We start from the raw sequence: 22,847 nt of genomic DNA, 5'->3' as shown, positions 1-22,847 counted from the left end.
GAGGACAGATCCCCATGGGAATCCGTAAGTACAAGCCGACGACGCCCGGCCGCCGCGGCTCGAGCGTCGCCGACTTCGCCGAGATCACGCGCTCGCAGCCGGAGAAGTCTCTGGTCCGCCCGCTCTCCAAGAGCGGCGGCCGCAACAGCTCCGGCCGGATCACCACCCGTCACAAGGGTGGTGGCCACAAGCGTGCGTACCGCGTGATCGACTTCCGTCGCCACGACAAGGACGGCGTGCCCGCCAAGGTCGCGCACATCGAGTACGACCCGAACCGCACGGCGCGCATCGCGCTCCTGCACTACGCGGACGGCGAGAAGCGCTACATCGTCGCGCCGGCGAAGCTCAAGCAGGGCGACGTCGTCGAGAACGGTGCGGGCGCGGACATCAAGCCCGGCAACAACCTGCCGCTGCGCAACATCCCGACCGGTACGGTCATCCACGCCATCGAGCTCAAGCCCGGTGGCGGCGCGAAGATCGCCCGCTCGGCCGGTGCGTCGGTGCAGCTCGTCGCCAAGGACGGCCCGTACGCGCAGCTGCGCATGCCCTCCGGCGAGATCCGCAACGTCGACCTGCGCTGCCGCGCCACGGTCGGCGAGGTCGGCAACGCCGAGCAGTCGAACATCAACTGGGGCAAGGCCGGCCGCATGCGCTGGAAGGGCAAGCGCCCGACCGTCCGCGGTGTCGCCATGAACCCGATCGACCACCCGCACGGTGGTGGTGAGGGCAAGACCTCCGGTGGTCGCCACCCGGTGAGCCCCTGGGGCCAGCCGGAGGGTCGTACCCGCCGTCCGAACAAGCCGAGCGACAAGCTGATCGTGCGTCGTCGCCGTACCGGCAAGAAGCGCTGATAGGAGCCTGGAGACATGCCTCGTAGCCTGAAGAAGGGCCCCTTCGTCGACGACCACCTGCAGAAGAAGGTGGACGCTCAGAACGAGAAGGGGACCAAGAACGTCATCAAGACCTGGTCCCGTCGGTCGGTCATCACGCCCGACTTCCTCGGTCACACGTTCGCCGTGCACGACGGTCGCAAGCACACGCCGGTGTTCGTCACCGAGTCGATGGTCGGCCACAAGCTCGGCGAGTTCGCTCCCACGCGGACCTTCCGCGGCCACGTGAAGGACGACAAGAAGGGTCGTCGCCGCTGACCCCCGGGTCAGTCTGGTGACGACCTGGACGGTCAAGAGACAAGAAGGCAGGACAGCAATGGAAGCCAAGGCGCAGGCGCGGTTCGTCCGTGTCACGCCCCAGAAGGCCCGGCGCGTCGTGGACCTCATCCGTGGCAAGCAGGCCTCCGAGGCCGTCGCGGTGCTGAAGTTCGCACCGCAGGCGGCGAGCGAGCCCGTCCGCAAGGTCGTGGAGAGCGCCATCGCCAACGCCCGGGTGAAGGCAGACCGCGCGAGCGAGGCGTTCGAGGAGCAGGAGCTCGTCGTGCGTGAGGCGTTCGTCGACGAGGGTCCGACCCTCAAGCGTTTCCGCCCGCGCGCCCAGGGCCGTGCGAACCGCATCCTCAAGCGCACCAGCCACATCACCGTGGTCGTCGCTCCGCGTGAGAACACGAAGGGAAGTGCCCGATAGTGGGACAGAAGGTTCACCCGCACGGGTACCGCCTCGGCATCACCACCGACCACCGGTCGCGCTGGTTCGCCGACAGCACCAAGCCCGGCCAGCGGTACCGCGACTACGTCCGTGAGGACGTCCAGATCCGCAAGCTCATGAGCACCGGTCTCGAGCGCGCGGGCATCTCCAAGGTCGAGATCGAGCGCACCCGCGACCGCGTCCGCGTGGACATCCACACGGCGCGTCCGGGCATCGTCATCGGCCGCCGTGGCGCCGAGGCCGACCGCATCCGCGGCGAGCTCGAGAAGCTCACGGGCAAGCAGGTGCAGCTCAACATCCTCGAGGTGAAGAACGCCGAGACGGACGCGCAGCTCGTCGCGCAGGGCATCGCCGAGCAGCTCGCGAGCCGCGTCTCGTTCCGTCGCGCCATGCGCAAGGGCATCCAGTCCGCGCAGCGCGCCGGTGCCAAGGGCATCCGCGTGCAGGTCTCCGGCCGCCTCGGCGGCGCGGAGATGAGCCGGTCGGAGTTCTACCGCGAGGGTCGTGTGCCGCTGCACACGCTGCGCGCGTACATCGACTACGGCTTCTTCGAGGCCCGCACGACCTTCGGCCGCATCGGCGTGAAGGTGTGGATCTACAAGGGCGACGTCACCGAGAAGGAGTTCGCCGCGCAGCAGGCCACGGCCGCTCCGCGCCAGGGCCGTGGCGGCCCGCGCGGTGAGCGTGGCGGCGACCGTCGCGGTGGCCGTCGTCCCGAGCGTTCGGCCGAGCGGACCCCCGCGTCCGAGTCGCCGGCGGCGCCCGAGCAGGCTGCTCCCGCCGCGGAGGCGAAGGCCCCTGAGACCGGAACGGAGGCCTGAGTCATGCTGATCCCGCGCAGGCTCAAGCACCGCAAGCAGCACCACCCGTCGCGCTCCGGCGCGGCGAAGGGTGGCACGCAGATCGCGTTCGGCGAGTACGGCATCCAGGCTCTCGAGCCGGCGTACGTGACGAACCGCCAGATCGAGGCTGCTCGTATCGCGATGACCCGTCACATCAAGCGTGGCGGAAAGGTCTGGATCAACATCTACCCGGACCGCCCGCTGACCAAGAAGCCCGCCGAGACCCGCATGGGTTCCGGTAAGGGCTCGCCCGAGTGGTGGGTCGCCAATGTCAAGCCCGGCCGCATCGTCTTCGAGCTGGCTGGTGTCCCGGAGCCCCTGGCGCGCGAGGCCATGCGTCGCGCGATCCACAAGCTCCCGATGAAGTGCCGTTTCGTGGTGCGCGAGGGTGGTGGCAACTGATGGCAATCGGAACGAAGGGGCTCGCCCCCGTCGACCTCGACGCCAAGGACGACGAGTCGCTCGTCGCCGAGCTCAAGAAGGCCAAGGAGGAGCTCTTCAACCTCCGTTTCCAGTCGGCCACCGGCCAGCTGGAGAGCCACGGGCGCCTCAAGGCCGTCCGCCGCGACATCGCGCGGATCTACACGATCCTGCGTGAGCGCGAGCTCGGCATCCGTACCGCGCCGAGCGCCGAGTGAGTGAGGCTGGAATGAGCGAGAACGCAACGAACGCGCCCGAGGTCGCCGAGGCGACCGAGCAGCGCGCGTACCGCAAGACGCGCCGCGGCTACGTCGTGAGCGACAAGATGGACAAGACCGTGGTGGTCGAGGTCGAGGACCGGGTCAAGCACCCGCTCTACGGCAAGGTCATCCGCCGCACGAGCAAGGTCAAGGCGCACGACGAGCAGAACTCTGCCGGCGTGGGCGACCTCGTGCTCATCATGGAGACCCGCCCGCTGTCCGCGACCAAGCGGTGGCGCCTGGTGGAGATCCTCGAGAAGGCCAAGTGATCCACCGGTCGTGGGGGGGGGGGGGGGGGGCCCCCCCGCCCCCCCCCCCCCGCCCCCCCCCCCGGGGGGGCGGGGGGGCCCCCCCCCCCCCCCCCCCCCCCCCCCGGGGGCGGGGGGCCCCCCCCCCCCCCCCCCCCCCCACCGCTCTCGTGCCGCACCGCGGTGCGGCAACCAGTGAGGACAGGTCGGGCGGGACCGCCGCCCGGTCCTGGCCGGTTCACCCGCGAGGGACCCGGCACTGACAGCTATCCGTTCGGCAAGGCTCGCGTCCCGCGAGAACCGGCTCGACGACAGGAGTTCATTACATGATCCAGCAGGAGTCGCGACTTCGTGTCGCCGACAACACGGGTGCCAAGGAGATCCTCTGCATCCGTGTTCTCGGTGGCTCGGGCCGTCGCTACGCCGGAATCGGCGACGTCATCGTCGCAACCGTCAAGGACGCGATCCCGGGCGGCAACGTGAAGAAGGGTGACGTGGTCAAGGCCGTCGTCGTCCGCACCGCCAAGGAGCGCCGTCGTCCGGACGGTTCCTACATCAAGTTCGACGAGAACGCCGCCGTCATCCTCAAGAACGACGGCGAGCCGCGCGGTACGCGCATCTTCGGCCCGGTCGGGCGCGAGCTGCGCGACAAGCGGTTCATGAAGATCATCTCGCTGGCTCCGGAGGTGCTCTGACCATGGCCAAGATCAAGAAGGGCGACCTCGTCGTCGTCATCGCCGGCAAGGACAAGGGCAAGCAGGGCCGCGTCCTCGAGGTGCTCACCGACCGTGACCGCGTCATCGTCGAGGGCGTCCAGCGCGTCACCAAGCACACCAAGGTCGGCCAGTCGCAGCGCGGCTCGCGGACCGGTGGGATCGAGACCGTCGAGGCCCCGATCCACATCAGCAACGTGATGGTCGTCGACCCGGAGACCAAGAAGGGCACCCGCGTCGGGTACCGCACCGAAGAGGTCGAGCGTGACGGCCGCAAGCGCACCGTTCGCGTGCGCGTCGCCAAGCGCTCCGGGAAGGACATCTGATGAGCACCGAGATCGTTGCCCCTGAGGTGCCCCGCCTGAAGCAGCGCTACCGCGACGAGATCGTCGCCGGTCTGCGCGAGGAGTTCGGGCACGACAACGTCAACCAGGTCGCCCGCGTCACGAAGATCGTCGTGAACATGGGTGTCGGTGACGCCGCGAAGGACTCGAAGCTCATCGAGGGCGCCATCCGCGACCTGTCCGCGATCACCGGCCAGAAGCCGCAGGTGACCAAGGCCCGCAAGTCCATCGCGCAGTTCAAGCTGCGCGAGGGCATGCCGATCGGCGCGCACGTCACGCTGCGCGGCGACCGCATGTGGGAGTTCCTGGACCGCCTGCTGTCGATCGCCCTGCCGCGCATCCGCGACTTCCGCGGCCTGTCGCCCAAGCAGTTCGACGGGCACGGCAACTACACGTTCGGCCTCACGGAGCAGTCGATGTTCCACGAGATCGACCAGGACAAGATCGACCGTGTCCGCGGTATGGACATCACGATCGTGACCACGGCGACGACCGATGACGAGGGCCGCTCCCTGCTGCGCCGTCTCGGCTTCCCCTTCAAGGAGAACTGACATGGCGAAGAAGGCCCTGATCAACAAGGCGGCCGCCAAGCCGAAGTTCGCGGTCCGCGCCTACACCCGGTGCCAGAAGTGCGGTCGGCCGCACTCGGTGTACCGCAAGTTCGGCCTGTGCCGCATCTGCGTGCGCGAGATGGCCCACCGTGGTGAGCTCCCGGGCGTCACCAAGAGCAGCTGGTAACAACTACGTCGTAGGTCCTGGCGGAGCGCGTCGCACGACGCGCCTCCGCCCGGATACCACGTCGAGGAAGGGCTAGAGCCCGATGACGATGACCGACCCGATCGCAGACATGCTCACGCGTCTGCGGAACGCGAACTCGGCTTACCACGAGACGGTGACCATGCCGTACTCGAAGCTGAAGTCGCACATTGCCGAGATCCTCCAGGCCGAGGGCTACATCTCCGGCTGGAGCGTCGAGGACGCGAAGGTGGGCAAGAACCTCACCATCCAGCTGAAGTTCGGCCCGAACCGCGAGCGCAGCCTCTCCGGCGTGCGCCGCGTGTCGAAGCCCGGCCTGCGCAAGTACGTCAAGTCCACCGAGCTGCCGAAGGTTCTCGGCGGCCTGGGCGTGGCGATCCTGTCCACGTCCTCCGGTCTGCTCACCGACAAGCAGGCCGCCACGAAGGGCGTGGGCGGCGAAGTCCTCGCCTACGTCTGGTAATCCGGAAAGGAGATACGCCATGTCTCGAATCGGCAAGATCCCCGTTCCGGTGCCCGCCGGAGTGGACGTCACCATCAGCGGTGCGCTCGTGACCGTGAAGGGCCCCAAGGGCTCGCTCGAGCACCACGTGCCCGCCCCCATCCAGGTCGCTCAGGAGGACGGCACCCTCGTGGTGACGCGCCCGAACGACGAGCGCGAGTCCCGCGCGCTGCACGGCCTCACGCGCACCCTGCTGGCGAACATCGTCCAGGGCGTGACGCAGGGCTACGAGAAGAAGCTCGAGATCGTCGGCACCGGTTACCGCGTGACCGCCAAGGGCTCGGACCTCGAGTTCGCCCTCGGCTTCAGCCACCCGGTCGTCGTGACGCCGCCCGCGGGCATCACGTTCGCGGTCGAGAGCCCGACGAAGTTCTCGGTCTCCGGCATCGACAAGCAGCAGGTCGGCGAGGTCGCAGCGAACATCCGCAAGATCCGCAAGCCCGAGCCGTACAAGGGCAAGGGTGTGCGTTACGCCGGCGAGGTCGTCCGCCGCAAGGTCGGAAAGGCTGGTAAGTAACGATGGCTCTGAAGGTTCTCGGCAAGGGCAAGGCCGTCGCGCGTCAGCGCCGCCACCTGCGCCTGCGCAAGAAGATCAAGGGGACCGCCGCTCGTCCGCGCCTCGTGGTGACGCGCTCCTCGCGTCACATCACGGCCCAGGTCGTGGACGACACGATCGGCCAGACACTCGCGTCGGCCTCGTCGCTCGAGGCGGACCTGCGTGCGCTCGACGGCGACAAGAGCGCCAAGGCCCGCAAGGTCGGCGAGCTCGTCGCCGAGCGTGCGAAGGCCAAGGGCGTCGACGCGGTCGTGTTCGACCGTGGCGGCAACAAGTACCACGGTCGGGTCGCTGCGGTCGCCGACGGCGCCCGCGAGGGCGGTCTGTCCCTGTGACGACGACGACCATCCCCACACGGAAGCAAAGGATTCTCTGATGGCTGCAGGGCAGCGCAGCAACACCGGCGCCCCCACGGGTGCCGCCAACGAGTCGAGCGACCAGAACGCGCGCGGGGGGCGCCGCGACGACCGTCGCGGTGACCGTCGCGACGGTCGCCGTGGCGACGCAGCCGAGAAGAACGCCTTCGTCGAGCGCGTCGTCACCATCAACCGCGTCGCCAAGGTCGTCAAGGGCGGCCGCCGCTTCAGCTTCACCGCGCTCGTCGTGGTGGGCGACGGCGACGGCACCGTCGGCGTCGGCTACGGCAAGGCGAAGGAGGTGCCCGCGGCGATCGCCAAGGGTGTCGAGGAGGCCAAGAAGAACTTCTTCAAGGTCCCGCGCATCCAGGGCACCATCCCGCACCCCATCCAGGGTGAGGCCGCCGCCGGCGTCGTGTTCCTCCGTCCGGCCGCTCCCGGTACCGGTGTGATCGCCGGTGGTCCGGTGCGCGCCGTGCTGGAGTGCGCGGGCATCCACGACGTGCTGAGCAAGTCGCTCGGTTCGTCCAACGCGATCAACATCGTGCACGCGACCGTCGAGGCCCTGCGCAACCTGGAGCAGCCTGAGGCTGTCGCCGCGCGCCGTGGTCTCCCGCTCGAGGACGTGGCCCCGGCCGCGCTCCTGCGTGCCCGTGCTGCGGGGGTGAACGCCTGATGGCCAGGCTCAAGGTGACCCAGACGAAGTCCGCCATCGGCGGCAAGCAGAACCAGCGCGACACGCTGCGCACTCTGGGCCTCAAGCGGATCGGCGACACCGCCGTGAAGGAGGACCGCCCGGAGATCCGCGGCATGGTCGCGACGGTGGCGCACCTCGTCACCGTTGAGGAGGTCGAGTGACCATGGCTGAGAAGGCCACCAAGGAGACCGCTGAGGCTCCGAAGAAGAAGGCCGCTGCGAAGGCCCCCGCGAAGGCGGAGACCGCGCAGACCGAGGGTGCCGGCGGCACGCTCAAGGTCCACCACCTGCGTCCGGCTCCCGGCGCCAAGAAGGCCAAGACCCGCGTGGGTCGTGGTGAGGCGTCGAAGGGTAAGACGGCGGGCCGCGGTACCAAGGGTACGAAGGCTCGTTACCAGGTCCCCGAGCGTTTCGAGGGCGGGCAGATGCCTCTGCACATGCGCCTCCCGAAGCTGCGCGGGTTCAAGAACCCGTTCCGCACCGAGTACCAGGTCGTGAACCTGGACAAGCTCGCGGCGCTGTACCCCGAGGGTGGCCAGGTCACCGTCGAGGACCTCGTCGCGAAGGGCGCGGTCCGCAAGGGCCAGCTCGTCAAGGTGCTCGGCACGGGCGAGATCACCGTCAAGCTCGAGGTCGCGGTCGACGCCCTCTCGGGCTCGGCGCGCGAGAAGATCCTCGCGGCCGGCGGCTCGGTCTCCGAGGACTGACAGCTCCGGACAGGGCCGGTGGCGCGCACGCGCCGTCGGCCCTGTCCGCGTCTGCGGACGTCCGCCCGCACGACCCGTGGTCCGTCCGGCAGCGCACCACGGTTAGACTCTCCGACGGTTGTCTCTCCGCCCTGCGGGGTGACCGCCGTCACTCCAGGTCCACGGTCGGTCCGTCCGGTCGTCGGGACCGACTTGCCGTTCGACGCGACGCTACGGCTAGGGTGCCTCTTGGCGCCCGTGCCGTGCGTCACACCTCGCCGGGCCTCCCGGCGACACGACATCCCGCCTCGGCGGGCCAGGAGGATAGGTGCTCAGCGCATTCGCCCGGGCTTTCCGGACGCCCGACCTGCGGCGCAAGCTGCTGTTCACGATCGCGATCATGGCGATCTTCCGGGTGGGGTCGTTCATCCCCACGCCGGGCGTGGACTACCCCAACGTGCAGCAGTGCATCGCGGAGACCGCCGACGGCAACGACCTGCTCGGCCTCGTCAACCTGTTCAGCGGCGGGGCACTGCTCCAGCTGTCGATCTTCGCGCTCGGCATCATGCCGTACATCACCGCGAGCATCATCGTCCAGCTGCTGCGCGTCGTGATCCCTCGCTTCGAGGCGCTCCACAAGGAGGGCCAGTCGGGCCAGGCGAAGCTGACGCAGTACACGCGCTACCTGACGATCGCGCTCGCCATCCTCCAGTCGACGACCGTCATCACGACGGCGCGCAACGGCCTGCTCTTCCAGGGCTGCTCGGTCGACGTCATCCCCGACGGCAGCTTCCTGACGATGGCGCTCATGGTCATCACCATGACCGCGGGCACGGGCCTCATCATGTGGCTCGGCGAGCTCATCACGGAGCGCGGCGTCGGCAACGGCATGTCGCTGCTCATCTTCACGTCGATCGCCGCGAGCTTCCCGACCGCCCTGTGGTCGATCGCCGGTGGCGCGAACGGCGCGACGAACTTCATCATCATGATCGCGGTCATCGTGGTCGTCATCGGCCTGGTCGTGTTCGTGGAGCAGTCGCAGCGCCGCGTGCCGGTCCAGTACGCCAAGCGCATGGTGGGGCGCCGCATGTACGGCGGCTCGAGCACGTACATCCCGATCAAGATCAACATGGCCGGCGTCATCCCGGTGATCTTCGCGGCCTCGCTGCTCGCGGTCCCGGGCCTCATCGCGCAGTTCGGCGACCAGAGCGCCGACTGGGTCATCTGGATCAGCACCAACCTCGCCGACCCGGCAGCGCCGCTGCACATCGTGCTCTACGTGCTGATGATCCTGTTCTTCTGCTTCTTCTACACGTCGATCACGTTCAACCCGGACGAGGTCGCGGACAACATGAAGAAGTACGGCGGGTTCATCCCGGGCATCCGCGCCGGTCGCCCCACGGCCGAGTACCTCGACTACGTCATCACCCGCATCACGTCCGCGGGCTCCATCTACCTCGCGCTCGTCGCACTGCTGCCGACGCTGGTCCTCATCGGGCTCGGCGTGAGCACCAACATCCCGTTCGGTGGCTCCTCGATCATCATCGTCGTCGGCGTCGGCCTGGAGACGGTCAAGCAGATCAACTCCCAGCTGCAGCAGCGCCACTACGAAGGGTTCCTCCGTTGAGCAACGCCACCGACGGCCAGTCCGCGTCGCGCCCCGCCCGTCTCGTCATCATGGGCCCGCAGGGCGCGGGCAAGGGCACGCAGGCCGCCCGGCTCGCCGAGCAGCTGTCCATCCCCGCGATCTCGACCGGCGACATCTTCCGGGCGAACATCAAGGGCGGCACGGAGCTCGGTCGGCTCGCGCAGGAGTACACCGCGAAGGGCGAGCTCGTCCCGGACTCGGTGACCAACGCGATGGTGCGCGACCGCCTCGCGCAGGACGACGCCGCGCAGGGGTTCATCCTCGACGGCTACCCGCGCAACGCGGCCCAGGTCGTCGAGCTCGACGCGATCCTCGCCGACCTCGGCGTCGCGCTGGACGGCGTCGTCGAGCTCACCGCGGACCGTGACGAGCTCCTCGCGCGTCTCGCGAAGCGTGCCGAGATCGAGGGCCGCGAGGACGACACCGAGGAGGCGATCGCGCGCCGTCTCGACATCTACGCCGAGCAGACGGCGCCGCTCACGTCCGCCTACGACGAGCGCGGGCTGCTGGTCCGCGTCGACGGCATCGGCGACATCGACGAGGTCACCGGGCGCATCGTCTCGGCGCTGACCGCGCTCGTCGGCTGAGCCGGCGACGGTCGTCCCGCACGGTCCTCCGGGGAGCAGCACGATGTTCGGTCGCGAGCGCATCGAGTACAAGACGCACGACCAGGTCCGGTCGATGCGCAGCGCCGGCCTCGTCGTCGCGCGCGCGCTCGAGACCGTCCGGGACGCGGTGCGGCCGGGCATGACGACGGCCGACCTGGACGCGCTGGCCGCGGCGGTCATCGCTGACGCAGGGGCGACGCCCTCGTTCCTCGGTTACGAGGGCTACCCGGCGTCGCTGTGCGTGTCCGTGAACGACGAGGTCGTGCACGGCATCCCGGGCCCCCGCGAGCTGCGCCCGGGCGACGTCGTCTCCGTGGACTGCGGCGCGATCGTCGACGGCTGGCACGGGGACTCCGCCGTGTCGTTCGTGCTCGGCGACGGCGACCCGCGCGACGAGGCCCTCGTCGAGGCCACGCGCCGCGCGATGTGGGCGGGCATCGCCGCGCTCGCGACGAGCGAGCGCCTGTGCGAGGTCGGGATCGCGATCGAGGAGTCCGTCCGTGCGTCGGGCGAGTCCGACGGCGTGACGTACGGGATCGTCGAGGACTACGTGGGCCACGGGATCGGGTCCGCGATGCACCAGCCGCCGGACGTCCCCAACTACCGCACGCGCGAGAAGGGCCCGCGGCTGAAGCCGGGCATGTGCCTCGCGATCGAGCCGATGGTGACGCTGGGGGACCGGTTCACCGAGGTGTGCGAGGACGACTGGACGGTCGTGACGGACGACGGCGCGCGCGCCGCGCACTGGGAGCACAGCGTCGCGATCCTCGAGGACGGCATCTGGGTGCTGACCGCCGCGGACGGCGGCGCGGCGGAGCTCGCCGAGCGCGGCGTCCGGGTCGCGGCCCTCTCGTCCTGACGCGAGCGGGCGCCGGCCTCGGCGTCCCGGCCCGGGGGAGTGACGCGTCGCACCCCGCCTGCCGAGCCCTGAGGTTTCGCGTCCCTTGCCCGATGCCGTAGGATGGTCCGTCGGGTGTAGTCCGTGCACGTCGTTCGACCGGCCCCCGTCCCTCGGGACCCGGGCGACCGACCGCCGCACGCGGCTCCACGCACCTCCCACGATCGGACGACCCGCGGGTCGGGCGCGCGCGGGAGTCCTAGCAGTTCAGACGAGAGTTAGCGGAGGACATGGCAAAGAAGGACGGTGTCATCGAGATCGAGGGCAGCGTGGTCGAGGCCCTGCCGAACGCGATGTTCCGCGTGGAGCTGGCCAACGGTCACAAGGTTCTCGCGCACATCTCGGGCAAGATGCGCCAGCACTACATCCGGATCCTCCCCGAGGACCGGGTCGTGGTCGAGCTGAGCCCGTACGACCTGTCCCGCGGCCGGATCGTCTACCGCTACAAGTAGTCGCCACGCGTCCACCCACTCACCCGCCTCGCCACCCGGTCACCGGGGCCGCACGTCGGTCGCGCCCGGAGCGGGGCACCACTGAGGGAACGAAGATGAAGGTCAAGCCCAGCGTCAAGAAGATCTGCGACAAGTGCAAGGTGATCCGCCGGCACGGTCGCGTCATGGTGATCTGCGACAACCTGCGGCACAAGCAGCGCCAGGGCTGAGCCCACGCGCCTGCGCCACGGGTGAGGGTCCTTCGGGGCCGTGATCACCGGGCCGCCCGTCACCACGACGGCCGGCCACCAGCGCACCACCACGAACCTGCTCGGCACCCCGGACGCGAGTCCGGGCGGAGAACGCCACAGGCAGGGGAACCCCCGGCTCGGAGGCCGGGGCCCGCGGAGCTCCCCGTGGGAGGGCGGTGCGACAGACCTCCGACGAAGAACGAGGAGCCGAAAGGCACATGGCACGTCTCATCGGCGTCGACCTCCCCCGCGACAAGCGGCTCGAGGTCGCGCTCACCTACATCTACGGCGTCGGCCGTACCCGCGCCCAGCAGACGCTGGCCGCGACCGGCATCAGCCCGGACGCGCGCGTGAAGGACCTCGGCGACGCCGAGCTCGTCGCGCTGCGCGACTACCTCGAGGGCAACTACAAGCTCGAGGGTGACCTCCGTCGTGAGGTGGCCGCCGACATCCGCCGCAAGGTCGAGATCGGCACCTACCAGGGCCTGCGTCACCGCCGCGGCCTGCCCGTGCGCGGCCAGCGCACGAAGACCAACGCGCGTACGCGCAAGGGACCGAAGCGCACCGTGGCCGGCAAGAAGAAGGCCCGCTGAGCCAGTCCGCAGGGCGGGCCCTGCTCGCGCGCTGACCCGGACCTCACGGTCCGCGTCGTGCCGGGCGGAGATCCCCGCGGTCAGACCACCTCAGACCAGGAGAGAAGAAGGACATGCCTCCCAAGACTCGCGCCGCCGCTGGGCGCAAGCCTCGCCGCAAGGACAAGAAGAACGTCCCCGCCGGCCAGGCGCACATCAAGAGCACGTTCAACAACACGATCGTGTCGATCACGGACCCGTCGGGTGCCGTGATCGCGTGGGCCTCCGGCGGCGACGTCGGCTTCAAGGGCTCGCGCAAGTCGACCCCCTTCGCCGCCGGCCTCGCGGCCGAGGCCGCTGCTCGCAAGGCGCAGGAGCACGGCATGAAGAAGGTCGACGTCTTCGTGAAGGGCCCGGGCTCGGGTCGCGAGACCGCGATCCGCTCGCTGCAGTCGGCCGGCCTCGAGGTCGGCTCGATCCAGGACGTCACGCCGCAGGCGCACAACGGGTGCCGCCCGCCCAAGCGTCGTCGCGTCTGACCCCTTCGTCGGCGTGCCGTCGACGGGCCGCCCGGTCGTAACCGGCCGAGCCCGTCGACGGCGCCCGTCACGGGGTGACCGCCTCCTGACGGGGCCGACGCCCCTCCCGGTCGGGTGGACAGAGTCCCGACCGGGGCCGCGTGCCGCAGGCGCGCACCTCGCCTTGAACCGTGCAGCGTCATATGGCGGACGCTCACCGAAAGGAAACCACCAGTGCTGATCGCACAGCGCCCCACCTTGACCGAAGAGGTCATCTCGGAGAACCGTTCGCGCTTCTCCATCGAGCCGCTGGAGCCGGGCTTCGGCTACACGCTCGGCAACTCGCTGCGTCGCACGCTGCTGTCGTCCATCCCGGGCGCGGCGGTCACCTCCATCCGCATCGACGGTGTGCTCCACGAGTTCACCACCGTGCCGGGTGTGAAGGAGGACGTCACCGAGATCATCCTCAACATCAAGAACCTCGTCGTCTCCTCGGAGAACGACGAGCCCGTCGTGATGTACCTGCGCAAGCAGGGTGCTGGTGCGGTCACCGCGGCGGACATCGTGCCGCCGGCGGGTGTCGAGGTCCACAACCCCGACCTCCACATCGCCACGCTCAACGACAAGGGCAAGCTCGAGATCGAGCTGACCGTCGAGCGCGGCCGTGGGTACGTCTCGGCGTCGCAGAACAAGTCGTTCGACGCCGAGATCGGCCGGATCCCGGTCGACTCGATCTACTCGCCCGTCCTCAAGGTGACCTACAAGGTCGAGGCGACGCGTGTCGAGCAGCGGACGGACTTCGACAAGCTGGTCGTGGACGTCGAGACGAAGCCGGCGATCTCGCCGCGCGACGCGCTCGCGTCGGCCGGCAAGACGCTCGTCGAGCTCTTCGGGCTGGCCCGTGAGCTCAACGTCGAGGCGGAGGGCATCGAGATCGGCCCGTCGCCGACGGACGCGGCTCTCGCCGCGGACCTGGCGCTGCCGATCGAGGAGCTCAACCTCACGATCCGCTCGTACAACTGCCTCAAGCGCGAGGGCATCCACCAGGTGGGCGAGCTCGTCGCACGCAGCGAGGCGGACCTGCTGGACATCCGCAACTTCGGTGCGAAGTCCATCAACGAGGTGAAGGAGAAGCTCGCCGAGCTCGGCCTGTCCCTCAAGGACTCGCCGCTCGACTTCGACCCGTCGGCCGCCGCGTACTACGAGGGCGACGACGACGAGGCGACGTTCTCGGACACCGAGCAGCAGTACTGAGCCTGCGGCTCTAGACACCTCAGCGCGTCCGGGTCCGCACCTGCGGCGCGACAACTTCCCAAGGAGCACATCCCATGCCTACCCCCGCCAAGGGCCCCCGGCTCGGCAGTGGTCCGGCTCACGAGCGCCTGATGCTCGCGAACCTGTCCACCCAGCTCTTCGAGCACGGCCGGATCACGACCACCGAGACCAAGGCGAAGCGCCTGCGTCCGGTCGCCGAGCGCCTCATCACGTTCGCCAAGCGTGGCGACCTGCACGCCCGTCGTCGCGTCCTGCGCGTCGTGCGCGACAAGTCCGTGGTGCACACGCTGTTCACCGAGATCGCCCCGCAGATGGCGGAGCGTGAGGGTGGCTACACGCGCATCACGAAGGTCGGCACGCGCAAGGGCGACAACGCGCCCCTCGCGGTCATCGAGCTCGTGACCGAGCCCGTCAGCCCGAAGCAGGCCGTCGTCCGCGAGGCGGAGAAGGCTGCGGAGAAGGCGAGCAAGAAGGCCGACAAGCCGGCCGCGAAGGCGGACACGGTCGATGACGCGCCCGTCGAGGACGCTCCCGCCGCCGTCGAGGACGCTCCCGCCGAGGACGTCCAGGACGCGCCCGTCGAGGACGCCGCGGAGGAGAAGAAGGAGGCCTGAGCCTCCTCCTCGCCGCGCGAGCGCCGCTCGTGACGCAGGGTCTAGCCCGCCGATCATGCGGATACCGCCCGTCCGGCCGCTCCGACGGGCGGCAACCGCATGCTCGGCGGGGGGTGAGCCGTCGCGCGCGGGGGAGCGGCGCGTCCTAGGGTCGTGCCGTGACCTCTCCCGAGAACGGGCGGCCGGGGTGGCCGCCCGTGGTCCTGGTGCACGGCTCGCGCACGTCGCGCTCGATGTGGCGGGCACAGCTCGACGCGCTGCGACGCGCGGGGGTCGACGCCCTCGCCGTCGACCTGCCCGGTCACGGCGCCCGGCGCGGCGAGGCGTTCACGCTCGACGGCGCGGTCGAGGCGGTCGTGGACGGTGTCGACGCCGTGGGCGGACGCGCGCTCGTCGTCGGTTTCTCGCTCGGGGGGTACGTCGCGATCGAGACGCGCGCGCGGCACCCGGAGCGCGTCGTCGGGCTCGTCGCGGCCGCGTGCTCGACGCCGCCCGCGACGCTCCTGCGCGGCGGCTGGCTCCTCCTGGCCCGGGGCATCGAGCGGCTGCCCGACGGCGGCGCAGGCCTCAACCAGGCGCTCGTCGACCGGGCGCTGACGCCGCAGGCCGCGGCGGACCTCGCCGCGGGGGGCTTCGCGCTCGACGTCATGAGCGCGATCCTGCGCGAGGTCGGGGCGGTCGACCCGGTCGTGGCCCTCGCGGCCGCGGGGACGCCCGTGTGGCTCGTGAACGGCCGGTGGGACCACTTCCGTCTCGGGGAGCGCGCCTTCGCCGAGGCGGCTCGCCGTGGGGGCGCTCCCGTGCGGCTCGTGGTCGTCCCGGGGGCGCGGCACCTCGTGAGCCTGGACGCCCCGGTGGCGTTCAACCGCGTGCTGCTCGACGCGCACCGCACGGTCGCGCAGGCGGCACCGCCCGCGCCGGACGGCGGCACGGCACCTCCGGCGCGCCCGGGCCTCCCCGTGCGCGGTTGAGCGCGGTCACGCGGGCGGCAGGTCCCACGCGCGCGCTCCGCCGACGAGCGCCGCGGAGTTCGGCACGACGACGACGTCGTCACCGAGGCGGTCGAGGACGCTCGGCGTGATCCGCCGCGAGTTCCCGCCCCCGAGGTAGAGCCGGTCCCACCAGAACACGGGTCGCAGGCCCTCGACGACGGCGAGCACGCGCCGTGACCACAGGCCGTCGCCCAGGCGGCGCCGCTCCGGTTCGCCGACGTACTGGTCGTACGTGGTGCCGCGGCGCACCGGGGCGTGGGACCACTCGAGGTGCGGGGCGAGCCGCCCGCCGTGGAAGAGCGCGGAGCCGAGCCCCGTGCCGAGCGTGAGCACGAGCTCGAGCCCGGACGCCGCGACGACCCCCGCGCCGTGCACCTCCGCGTCGTTGAGGACGAGCGCGGGCACCCCGAGCCGGCGCGAGACGGCCGCCTGGACGTCGAAGCTCGTCCACGCCGCGAGGAGCGCGGGGTCGACGCGCGAGCGCGGGCCGCTGCGCGTCACGTAATGGGGCGTGTGGACGACGACGCCGCGCCGCAGCATGCCCGGCATGCCGACGGTGACGCGGTCCGCCGGGGGCAGCGACGCCGCGATGTCGGCGATCGTCTCGACGAGGAGCTCGGGGGGCAGCGGGTAGGGCGTGGGGACGCGCACCGCCGTCGCGTGCGCCGTGCCCGAGGCGTCGAGGACGTTCGCCTTGATCCCGCTGCCGCCGCAGTCGACGGCGAGCGTGCGGACGTCTGCCTGGTCGCCGGTCATGGGCGGCAGCGTAGGCACGACGGCGCGCGGACCGCACGACCGGGCGACTACGGTGAACTCCCGTGAGCGACGCCCCGACCCTCGACGCAGCGCGGCCCGACGCACCCTCCGGCGCACCGGACGTCGCGGCACCCGGCCCCACGCCGCCCGGGCGACCGGACGCCCGGCCGAGCACCCGACCGGACGGGGAGGGCGACGACGTCGTGCGCGTCCGGCTGGACCTCGCCTACCAGGGCACGGCGTTCGCCGGGTGGGCGCGGCAGCCGGGCCTGCGGACGGTGCAGGGGGCGATCGAGGACGGGCTCGCGACGCTCCTGCGCGGTCCCGCGCCGCGGCTCACCGTCGCCGGGCGCACGGACGCCGGCGTGCACGCGCGGGGCCAGGTGGCGCACGTCGACCTCGGCCGGGCGCAGTGGGAGGCGCTGCCGGGGCGGTCGGACCGCGCGCCGGGGGACGCGCTCGTCGCGCGGCTGGGGGGCGTGCTGCCGGGCGACGTCGTCGTGCGGCGCGCCGCACCGGCCCCGGCAGGCTTCGACGCGCGCTTCTCGGCGCTGCACCGCGCGTACACGTACCGCATCGCGGACGACCCGGCCCTGCGTGACCCGCTGCGCCGCGAGTGGGTGCTGTGGACGCGCCGCCCGCTCGACGTCGCGGCGATGGACGCGGCGGTGCGCCCGCTGCTCGGGGTGCGGGACTTCGCCGCGTTCTGCAAGCCGCGTCCCGGTGCGACGACGATCCGCGAGCTGCAGCACCTGTCGTGGTCCCGGCCCGTCGACGGGCCGGACGCGGGGCTCGTCCTCGCCCACGTCCGCGCGGACGCGTTCTGCCACAACATGGTGCGCGCGCTCGTCGGCGCGTCGCTCGCGGTCGGGGAGGGGCGGCGCGACGTCGGCTGGCCGGCGGGCCTGCTCGCGAGCCGGAGGCGGGACGCGGGGGCGGGCGTCGTGCCCGCGCACGGGCTCGTGCTCGAGGAGGTCACGTACCCGCCGGACGCCGAGCTCGCCGCGCGGGCCGACCGCGTCCGCGCGGTGCGCAACGAGGAGGACGTCTGGGACGACCGGACCGGACCCGGCGCGGGGTGAGGCCGGTCCGGGCGGCGGCCGCCCGGACCGGCAGGGGCTCAGGGCTCCTCGACGACGTGGACCGCGGCCTCCTCGGCCCCGGCCGCGCCCCCGGAGATGCCCTCGTCGCCCGCGTACGTGTCGTTCTGGCGCCCGTCGAGCGCGTCGGGGTCCGCGACGAGCCGACCGGCCCGGTTCGGGTCGGTGCGCTCGGTGCCCTCGCGCTCCCACTCCTCGGGCTCCTCCTCGGCGAGGCGCTGGTCGAGCGTCTCGCCGTGCACCTCCTCCCACGGGGTCTCGCCGAAGTGGTTCGTGCGCGGCCGGTCGGGCGGGGAGTAGCCCTCGTCGAGCACGTCGTCCACCCCGCGGTCCAGGAGCGTGTCCTCCGCCTGGAGCTGGTCGTTGTCGCCCTCGGCGCCCGTCTCCGGGTCCGGGCTCGTGCCGGTCGTGTCTTCGCTCATGCGTCCACGGTCGCACCTCGTGCCGACCGACGCAGCACGTGCGGGATGACCTGCACGGACGCGCCGCGAGCGCTACCGTGGGAGGGGTCGTGCCGCAGTCGTTCGGTCGGACGAGCCCGGGCCCGCCACCCGCGCGGGACCCTCCAGACCGCGCCCGGACGTCGGGCGCGCCCGACGACGAGGACGACCATGGCCGGCATCGACGACATCATCTCCAGCATCCCGCTCGACCAGCTCGCCGGGCGGCTCGGCGTCGACGAGGCGACGGCGCAGCAGGCCGTGGGGGCGGCGCTCCCCGCGCTGCTCGGGGGCCTGCAGGCGAACGCGCAGGACCCGGCCGGTGCGGCGTCGCTCGGCGAGGCGATCACGCAGCACGACCCGTCGCTCGTCGAGGGCGGCGTCGACCTCGACGCGGTCGACACCGCGGACGGCGAGAAGATCGTGCGTCACGTCTTCGGGTCGAACGAGGAGGCCGTCGTCGCGCAGCTCGCCGACTCCACGGGCGCAGGGCAGAACCTGATGCAGAAGGTCCTGCCCGCGCTCGCGCCGATCGCGCTGGCGTTCCTCGCGAAGCAGCTCGGCGGCAAGGATCAGACGTCGGCCACGGCCCCGCAGGGCGGCGGTGGTCTGGGCGACGTGCTCGGCGGCCTGCTCGGCGGCGGTTCCGGCGGCGGCATCGGGGACCTCCTGGGCGGCCTGGGCGGCCTCCTCGGGGGCGGCCGGCGCTGACCCGTCCCGGCGCGCCAGGGGACGCCCCGGTCGCGGGCGCGGCCGGGAGTGCGCGCAAACCGCGTGACCGGGGCGGCTCGCGCGGGGGACCATGTGCCTCGTGGGACACCTCGACCTCAGCGACGTCACGTATCACCTGCCCGACGGGCGCACCCTGCTCGACGGCGTGAGCCTGCGCGTCGCCGACGGCGCGCGGGTCGCGCTCGTCGGGCCGAACGGCGTGGGCAAGTCGACGCTCCTGCGCATCGTCACGGGCGACGTCGCGCCGCACGCCGGCACCGTCGCGCGCAGCGGCGGCCTGGGCGTCATGCGGCAGGACGTCGGGCGCATCGACGACGACCGCACGGTGCGCGACCTGCTCGTCGAGCTCGCCCCGACGGCCGTGCGCGAGGCCGCGCTCGAGCTCGCGGCGGCGGAGCACGACATCATGACGGTCGACGACGAGCCGGCCCAGCTGCGGTACGCGCAGGCGCTCGTCGACTGGGCCGACGTGGGCGGGTACGACGCCGAGGCCGGGTGGGACGAGGTCACCCACGAGGTGCTGTCGGTCCCGTTCGAGAAGGCGCAGTGGCGCGACGTGCGCACGCTGTCCGGCGGCGAGCAGAAGCGCCTCGCGCTCACCGCGCTGCTGCGCGGGCCGGAGGAGGTGCTGCTGCTCGACGAGCCGGACAACCACCTCGACGTGCCGACCAAGCGCTGGCTCGAGGAGCGCCTCGTCGCGTCGCCCAAGACGGTCCTGTTCGTCTCCCATGACCGCGAGCTCCTCGCGCGCACGGCGACGCAGGTCGCGACGCTCGAGCCGACGCCGGGCGGCGGCACGGTGTGGGTGCACGGCGGCGGCTTCGCGACCTACGCGCAGGCGCGTGCCGACCGTCGCGACCGGCTCGCGGAGCTCGCGCGCCGCTGGGACGAGGAGCACGCGAAGCTCACCGAGCTCGTGCGCACGCTCAAGACGAAGGCCGCGTTCAACGACGGCCTCGCGAGCCGCTACCAGGCAGCCCGCACGCGCCTGCGCAAGTTCGAGGAGGCGGGCCGGCCCGAGGTGGTCGCGCGCGACCAGAACGTGACCGTGCGGCTCACGGGCGGGCGGACGGCCAAGCGCGCGGTGACGTGCGAGCGGCTCGAGCTCACGGGGCTCATGAAGCCGTTCGACGTCGAGGTGTTCTTCGGCGAGCGCGTCGCGGTGCTCGGCTCGAACGGCTCGGGCAAGTCGCACTTCCTGCGCCTGCTGGCCGCGGGCGGGAGCGACCCGGAGCCCGGCACCGTGCACGACGGCGCGGCGCCGGACCCGGTGGCGCACACGGGCCGCGCGGTGCTCGGCTCGCGCGTGCGCCCGGGCTGGTTCGCGCAGAACCACGACCACCCCGAGCTGCGGGGGCGCACGCTCCTGGAGATCCTCCACCGCGGCGAGGGCCACCGGGCGGGCAGGGGGCGCGAGGACGCGAGCCGCGCGCTCGACCGGTACGAGCTCGTGGGGCAGGCGGAGCAGCGCTTCGAGACGCTCTCGGGCGGGCAGCAGGCGCGCTTCCAGATCCTCCTGCTCGAGCTCGACGGCGCGACGCTGCTGCTCCTCGACGAGCCGACGGACAACCTCGACCTGCACTCGGCCGAGGCGCTCGAGGCGGGGCTCGAGGCCTTCCAGGGCACGGTGCTCGCCGTCACCCACGACCGGTGGTTCGCGCGCGGGTTCGACCGCTTCCTGGTGCTCGGCGCGGACGGCGAGGTCGTCGAGGCGCCCGAGCCGGTGTGGGAGGTCGAGCGCGTCCGCCGGGCGCGGTAGCCGTCCCTATCCTGGTGGGCATGGCCGTCCACAAGATCGTGCTCTTCTACGCCTTCACGCCCCTTCCGGACCCGCGCGCGGTCCAGCTGTGGCAGCAGGCGCTGGGGGAGCGCTGGAACCTCACGGGCCGCGTGATCGTGTCCGAGCACGGCATCAACGCGACGCTCGGCGGGACGGTCGAGGACCTCAAGCAGTACGTGAAGACGACGCGGCGGTACCCGGGGTTCGAGGGGGTCGACGTGAAGTGGTCGGACGGCACGGGTCGCGACTTCCCGCGCCTGTCCGTCAAGGTGCGGCCCGAGCTCGTGGCGTTCGGCGTCCCCGACGAGATCGCGGTCGACGAGCACGGTGTGGTCGGCGGCGGGGAGCGGCTGAGCCCGCAGGCGCTGCACGACCTCGTCGACCAGCGCGGCGACGACGTCGTGATGTTCGACGGGCGCAACGCGTTCGAGGCGGCGATCGGCCGCTTCCGGGGCGCGGTGGTGCCGGACGTCGCGACGACGCGGGACTTCGTCGCCGAGATCGACTCGGGGCGGTACGACGACCTCAAGCAGCGCCCGGTCGTCACGTACTGCACGGGCGGCGTGCGGTGCGAGGTGCTCTCCGCGCTGCTGCGCGCCCGCGGGTTCGAGGAGGTGTACCAGCTCGACGGCGGCGTCGTGCGGTACGGCGAGGTGTTCGGCTCGCAGGGGCTGTGGGAGGGCTCGCTCTACGTGTTCGACGAGCGCATGCACGTCGAGCTGGGCCCGGGGTCGACCCCGCTCGGCGCGTGCACCCGGTGCGGCGCCGCGACCGCGAAGTACGAGAACTGCGCCGACCCGAGCTGTCGGACGCTGCGGCTGTACTGCCCGGACTGCGTCCACGTCGCGCGGTCGACGCGCTGCGAGCAGTGCGTGCGCGAGCGCCCGGCCGCTTTGACCGGTGGCCTGCCTCGCGGGTAGTCTGTTGAGTCGTTGTGCTCACCTCACGACACCCGTGTCGCTAGCGCGCCCACTCGCTGCCGGCCAAGGAGCGGGTGCCGAACGAGCCCGCCGCGCAACGACCTGCCCTCTCGGCCGCCTGCTTCAGCGGTCGAAGAAGACATCCTGAGACAGAAACGAAGGCTACGACCGTGCGTACGTACACCCCGAAGCCCGGCGACGTCCAGCGCGACTGGTACGTCATCGACGCGACCGACGTCGTCCTGGGCCGCCTGGCCAGCCACGTGGCCACCCTGCTGCGCGGCAAGCACAAGCCGACCTTCGCTCCGCACGTCGACGGCGGTGACTTCGTCATCGTCATCAACGCCGGCAAGGTCGCCCTGAGCGGCAACAAGCGCGAGCAGAAGATGGCCTACAACCACTCCGGGTACCCGGGTGGTCTGCGTGCCGTCGCCTACGGCGACCTGCTCGAGAAGCACCCCGAGCGTGCTGTGGAGCGGGCCGTGCGCGGCATGCTCCCCAAGACCACCCTCGGTCGCGCCCAGTTCGGCAAGCTCAAGGTCTACGCGGGTGCCGAGCACCCGCACGCCGCGCAGCAGCCGAAGCCGTTCGAGATCACCCAGGTCGCGCAGTAATCGCCGCCCAGGCGTAGCGCACAGAGAGACGCGAGGACACCACCCGTGGCCGAGACCACCGTCGACACCGACACCCTGGGCGACGAGACGCCCAGCACCTACACCTCCGAGTCCGCCGCCCCCACGGGCCGCGGCCAGAGCATCACCGCCCCCGGCCAGGCCCTGGGCCGCCGCAAGGAGGCCGTGGCGCGCGTGCGCCTCGTCCCCGGGACGGGGCAGTGGAAGATCAACGGGCGCGAGCTCGAGGAGTACTTCCCGAACAAGGTTCACCAGCAGCTCGTGAACTCCCCGCTCAAGCTGGTCGACGTCGAGGGTCGCTTCGACGTCATCGCCCGCATCAGCGGCGGCGGCACGTCCGGCCAGGCCGGCGCGCTGCGCCTCGGCATCGCTCGCGCGCTCAACGCGATCGACGCCGAGAACAACCGCCCCGCGCTGAAGAAGGCCGGCTTCCTCACTCGCGACGCCCGCGTCGTCGAGCGCAAGAAGGCCGGTCTCAAGAAGGCCCGCAAGGCACCGCAGTACTCCAAGCGCTGATCCGCGCTGTGCGATCGTCGGCCCCGGGGGACCAACTCCGCCGGGGGCGCCGGCGTTTGTGTGGCGCGGTGTCCCACCCCCGGGAGGGGGGGGGGGCGGCCGGCGGCGGGGGCGGCCCGGGGGCGGGCGGGGCCGGGCGGGGCCCCCGCGCTGGGGCAGGCCATGCCCCACGACGACCCCGGGGAG

The 22,847-nt window shown here is 71.7% G+C and carries 35 protein-coding genes; 33 read left to right on the top strand and 2 right to left on the bottom strand.

Annotated features, from left to right (window positions below):
• The first annotated feature begins 14 nt into the window (after positions 1 to 14).
• The 27 genes from rplB (at position 15) to GYH36_RS10865 (ending at position 15,764) form a co-directional block, all read left to right on the top strand.
• Positions 15 to 851, top strand: a complete 837-nt coding sequence (rplB, locus tag GYH36_RS11000) for a 50S ribosomal protein L2 (RefSeq protein WP_024840312.1) — start codon at positions 15 to 17, stop codon at positions 849 to 851.
• Between the two features lie 15 nt (positions 852 to 866).
• Positions 867 to 1,148 (top strand): 30S ribosomal protein S19, encoded by a 282-nt coding sequence (gene rpsS, locus GYH36_RS10995; RefSeq protein ID WP_021479878.1) that lies wholly within the window; start codon positions 867 to 869, stop codon positions 1,146 to 1,148.
• 58 nt (positions 1,149 to 1,206) lie between these two features.
• Positions 1,207 to 1,578 carry a 50S ribosomal protein L22 gene (gene rplV / locus GYH36_RS10990; RefSeq protein WP_021479879.1) on the top strand — a complete coding sequence of 124 codons (372 nt, stop codon included), beginning with the start codon at positions 1,207 to 1,209 and terminating at the stop codon, positions 1,576 to 1,578.
• Entirely contained in the window at positions 1,578 to 2,420 is an 843-nt protein-coding gene (gene rpsC, locus GYH36_RS10985) for a 30S ribosomal protein S3 (RefSeq protein WP_024840313.1), read from the top strand. Before rplV ends, rpsC begins: the two co-directional genes overlap by 1 nt.
• Before the next feature lie 3 nt (positions 2,421 to 2,423).
• Positions 2,424 to 2,843 (top strand): 50S ribosomal protein L16, encoded by a 420-nt coding sequence (rplP, locus tag GYH36_RS10980; RefSeq protein WP_024840314.1) that lies wholly within the window; start codon positions 2,424 to 2,426, stop codon positions 2,841 to 2,843.
• Positions 2,843 to 3,079 (top strand): 50S ribosomal protein L29, encoded by a 237-nt coding sequence (gene rpmC / locus GYH36_RS10975; RefSeq protein ID WP_024840315.1) that lies wholly within the window; start codon positions 2,843 to 2,845, stop codon positions 3,077 to 3,079. Before rplP ends, rpmC begins: the two co-directional genes overlap by 1 nt.
• Positions 3,080 to 3,090: 11 nt before the next feature.
• Positions 3,091 to 3,390, top strand: a complete 300-nt coding sequence (gene rpsQ / locus GYH36_RS10970) for a 30S ribosomal protein S17 (protein ID WP_024840316.1) — start codon at positions 3,091 to 3,093, stop codon at positions 3,388 to 3,390.
• 305 nt (positions 3,391 to 3,695) lie between these two features.
• Positions 3,696 to 4,064 carry a 50S ribosomal protein L14 gene (gene rplN, locus GYH36_RS10960; RefSeq protein ID WP_021480431.1) on the top strand — a complete coding sequence of 123 codons (369 nt, stop codon included), beginning with the start codon at positions 3,696 to 3,698 and terminating at the stop codon, positions 4,062 to 4,064.
• Between the two features lie 2 nt (positions 4,065 to 4,066).
• Positions 4,067 to 4,408, top strand: a complete 342-nt coding sequence (gene rplX, locus GYH36_RS10955; RefSeq protein ID WP_024840317.1) for a 50S ribosomal protein L24 — start codon at positions 4,067 to 4,069, stop codon at positions 4,406 to 4,408.
• The gene (gene rplE, locus GYH36_RS10950) at positions 4,408 to 4,977 is read left to right on the top strand and encodes a 50S ribosomal protein L5 (RefSeq protein ID WP_024840318.1); all 570 of its coding nucleotides are present in this window, start codon (positions 4,408 to 4,410) and stop codon (positions 4,975 to 4,977) included. Before rplX ends, rplE begins: the two co-directional genes overlap by 1 nt.
• A gap of 1 nt (position 4,978) precedes the next feature.
• Positions 4,979 to 5,164 carry a type Z 30S ribosomal protein S14 gene (locus GYH36_RS10945; protein ID WP_021480434.1) on the top strand — a complete coding sequence of 62 codons (186 nt, stop codon included), beginning with the start codon at positions 4,979 to 4,981 and terminating at the stop codon, positions 5,162 to 5,164.
• 82 nt (positions 5,165 to 5,246) lie between these two features.
• The gene (gene rpsH / locus GYH36_RS10940; RefSeq protein WP_024840319.1) at positions 5,247 to 5,645 is read left to right on the top strand and encodes a 30S ribosomal protein S8; all 399 of its coding nucleotides are present in this window, start codon (positions 5,247 to 5,249) and stop codon (positions 5,643 to 5,645) included.
• Positions 5,646 to 5,664: 19 nt separating this feature from the next.
• Positions 5,665 to 6,201, top strand: a complete 537-nt coding sequence (gene rplF / locus GYH36_RS10935; RefSeq protein WP_024840320.1) for a 50S ribosomal protein L6 — start codon at positions 5,665 to 5,667, stop codon at positions 6,199 to 6,201.
• A 2-nt stretch (positions 6,202 to 6,203) separates the two neighbouring features.
• A complete protein-coding gene (rplR, locus tag GYH36_RS10930; RefSeq protein WP_024840321.1) occupies positions 6,204 to 6,575 on the top strand; it encodes a 50S ribosomal protein L18 in 372 nt (123 codons plus the stop codon).
• Between the two features lie 40 nt (positions 6,576 to 6,615).
• Positions 6,616 to 7,272: a 30S ribosomal protein S5 gene (gene rpsE / locus GYH36_RS10925; RefSeq protein ID WP_024840322.1), complete on the top strand. Its 657-nt coding sequence runs from the start codon at positions 6,616 to 6,618 to the stop codon at positions 7,270 to 7,272.
• Positions 7,272 to 7,454 carry a 50S ribosomal protein L30 gene (gene rpmD / locus GYH36_RS10920; RefSeq protein ID WP_021480439.1) on the top strand — a complete coding sequence of 61 codons (183 nt, stop codon included), beginning with the start codon at positions 7,272 to 7,274 and terminating at the stop codon, positions 7,452 to 7,454. Before rpsE ends, rpmD begins: the two co-directional genes overlap by 1 nt.
• Positions 7,455 to 7,456: 2 nt before the next feature.
• Positions 7,457 to 7,999 (top strand): 50S ribosomal protein L15, encoded by a 543-nt coding sequence (gene rplO, locus GYH36_RS10915; RefSeq protein WP_081772291.1) that lies wholly within the window; start codon positions 7,457 to 7,459, stop codon positions 7,997 to 7,999.
• Positions 8,000 to 8,306: 307 nt separating this feature from the next.
• Positions 8,307 to 9,605 carry a preprotein translocase subunit SecY gene (secY, locus tag GYH36_RS10910; RefSeq protein WP_024840324.1) on the top strand — a complete coding sequence of 433 codons (1,299 nt, stop codon included), beginning with the start codon at positions 8,307 to 8,309 and terminating at the stop codon, positions 9,603 to 9,605.
• The gene (locus GYH36_RS10905) at positions 9,602 to 10,213 is read left to right on the top strand and encodes an adenylate kinase (RefSeq protein ID WP_263971382.1); all 612 of its coding nucleotides are present in this window, start codon (positions 9,602 to 9,604) and stop codon (positions 10,211 to 10,213) included. Before secY ends, GYH36_RS10905 begins: the two co-directional genes overlap by 4 nt.
• Before the next feature lie 43 nt (positions 10,214 to 10,256).
• Positions 10,257 to 11,093: a type I methionyl aminopeptidase gene (map, locus tag GYH36_RS10900; RefSeq protein ID WP_024840326.1), complete on the top strand. Its 837-nt coding sequence runs from the start codon at positions 10,257 to 10,259 to the stop codon at positions 11,091 to 11,093.
• A gap of 269 nt (positions 11,094 to 11,362) precedes the next feature.
• Positions 11,363 to 11,584 carry a translation initiation factor IF-1 gene (gene infA, locus GYH36_RS10895; RefSeq protein WP_012867920.1) on the top strand — a complete coding sequence of 74 codons (222 nt, stop codon included), beginning with the start codon at positions 11,363 to 11,365 and terminating at the stop codon, positions 11,582 to 11,584.
• A gap of 95 nt (positions 11,585 to 11,679) precedes the next feature.
• Positions 11,680 to 11,793 (top strand): 50S ribosomal protein L36, encoded by a 114-nt coding sequence (gene rpmJ, locus GYH36_RS10890; RefSeq protein WP_003956441.1) that lies wholly within the window; start codon positions 11,680 to 11,682, stop codon positions 11,791 to 11,793.
• A 239-nt stretch (positions 11,794 to 12,032) separates the two neighbouring features.
• A complete protein-coding gene (rpsM, locus tag GYH36_RS10885) occupies positions 12,033 to 12,407 on the top strand; it encodes a 30S ribosomal protein S13 (protein ID WP_021479758.1) in 375 nt (124 codons plus the stop codon).
• 113 nt (positions 12,408 to 12,520) lie between these two features.
• Positions 12,521 to 12,925, top strand: a complete 405-nt coding sequence (rpsK, locus tag GYH36_RS10880; RefSeq protein ID WP_021479759.1) for a 30S ribosomal protein S11 — start codon at positions 12,521 to 12,523, stop codon at positions 12,923 to 12,925.
• A gap of 213 nt (positions 12,926 to 13,138) precedes the next feature.
• The gene (locus GYH36_RS10875) at positions 13,139 to 14,158 is read left to right on the top strand and encodes a DNA-directed RNA polymerase subunit alpha (protein ID WP_024840327.1); all 1,020 of its coding nucleotides are present in this window, start codon (positions 13,139 to 13,141) and stop codon (positions 14,156 to 14,158) included.
• Between the two features lie 74 nt (positions 14,159 to 14,232).
• Complete coding sequence (gene rplQ / locus GYH36_RS10870; protein ID WP_162289861.1) at positions 14,233 to 14,793, top strand: 50S ribosomal protein L17; 561 nt, start codon at positions 14,233 to 14,235, stop codon at positions 14,791 to 14,793.
• A 158-nt stretch (positions 14,794 to 14,951) separates the two neighbouring features.
• A complete protein-coding gene (locus GYH36_RS10865; protein ID WP_312028597.1) occupies positions 14,952 to 15,764 on the top strand; it encodes an alpha/beta fold hydrolase in 813 nt (270 codons plus the stop codon).
• A 6-nt stretch (positions 15,765 to 15,770) separates the two neighbouring features.
• Here GYH36_RS10865 and GYH36_RS10860 read toward each other — a convergent pair whose 3' ends face one another.
• Positions 15,771 to 16,541, bottom strand: a complete 771-nt coding sequence (locus GYH36_RS10860) for an ROK family protein (protein ID WP_162289860.1) — start codon at positions 16,539 to 16,541, stop codon at positions 15,771 to 15,773.
• Positions 16,542 to 16,744: 203 nt separating this feature from the next.
• Here GYH36_RS10860 and truA point away from each other — a divergent pair, with 203 nt between their 5' ends.
• Entirely contained in the window at positions 16,745 to 17,623 is an 879-nt protein-coding gene (gene truA, locus GYH36_RS10855; RefSeq protein WP_162289866.1) for a tRNA pseudouridine(38-40) synthase TruA, read from the top strand.
• Between the two features lie 38 nt (positions 17,624 to 17,661).
• Here the strand turns inward: truA and GYH36_RS10850 are convergent, their stop codons facing one another.
• Positions 17,662 to 18,063 carry a DUF5709 domain-containing protein gene (locus tag GYH36_RS10850; RefSeq protein WP_162289859.1) on the bottom strand — a complete coding sequence of 134 codons (402 nt, stop codon included), beginning with the start codon at positions 18,061 to 18,063 and terminating at the stop codon, positions 17,662 to 17,664.
• A gap of 189 nt (positions 18,064 to 18,252) precedes the next feature.
• Here GYH36_RS10850 and GYH36_RS10845 point away from each other — a divergent pair, with 189 nt between their 5' ends.
• The 5 genes from GYH36_RS10845 (at position 18,253) to rpsI (ending at position 22,661) form a co-directional block, all read left to right on the top strand.
• Positions 18,253 to 18,792: a DUF937 domain-containing protein gene (locus GYH36_RS10845; protein ID WP_162289858.1), complete on the top strand. Its 540-nt coding sequence runs from the start codon at positions 18,253 to 18,255 to the stop codon at positions 18,790 to 18,792.
• A gap of 100 nt (positions 18,793 to 18,892) precedes the next feature.
• Positions 18,893 to 20,572 carry an ABC-F family ATP-binding cassette domain-containing protein gene (locus GYH36_RS10840; RefSeq protein WP_162289857.1) on the top strand — a complete coding sequence of 560 codons (1,680 nt, stop codon included), beginning with the start codon at positions 18,893 to 18,895 and terminating at the stop codon, positions 20,570 to 20,572.
• 20 nt (positions 20,573 to 20,592) lie between these two features.
• Complete coding sequence (trhO, locus tag GYH36_RS10835; RefSeq protein WP_162289856.1) at positions 20,593 to 21,513, top strand: oxygen-dependent tRNA uridine(34) hydroxylase TrhO; 921 nt, start codon at positions 20,593 to 20,595, stop codon at positions 21,511 to 21,513.
• Positions 21,514 to 21,683: 170 nt separating this feature from the next.
• Positions 21,684 to 22,127 (top strand): 50S ribosomal protein L13, encoded by a 444-nt coding sequence (gene rplM, locus GYH36_RS10830; RefSeq protein ID WP_024840336.1) that lies wholly within the window; start codon positions 21,684 to 21,686, stop codon positions 22,125 to 22,127.
• A gap of 45 nt (positions 22,128 to 22,172) precedes the next feature.
• The gene (rpsI, locus tag GYH36_RS10825; RefSeq protein WP_162289855.1) at positions 22,173 to 22,661 is read left to right on the top strand and encodes a 30S ribosomal protein S9; all 489 of its coding nucleotides are present in this window, start codon (positions 22,173 to 22,175) and stop codon (positions 22,659 to 22,661) included.
• Positions 22,662 to 22,847: the final 186 nt, after the last annotated feature.

The sequence above is a fragment of the Cellulosimicrobium composti genome (assembly GCF_010287905.1).
Lineage (GTDB): Bacteria > Actinomycetota > Actinomycetes > Actinomycetales > Cellulomonadaceae > Cellulosimicrobium > Cellulosimicrobium composti.
Note: the sequence above shows the minus strand (reverse complement) of the source record. Positions and strands in the feature narration are given on the sequence as shown.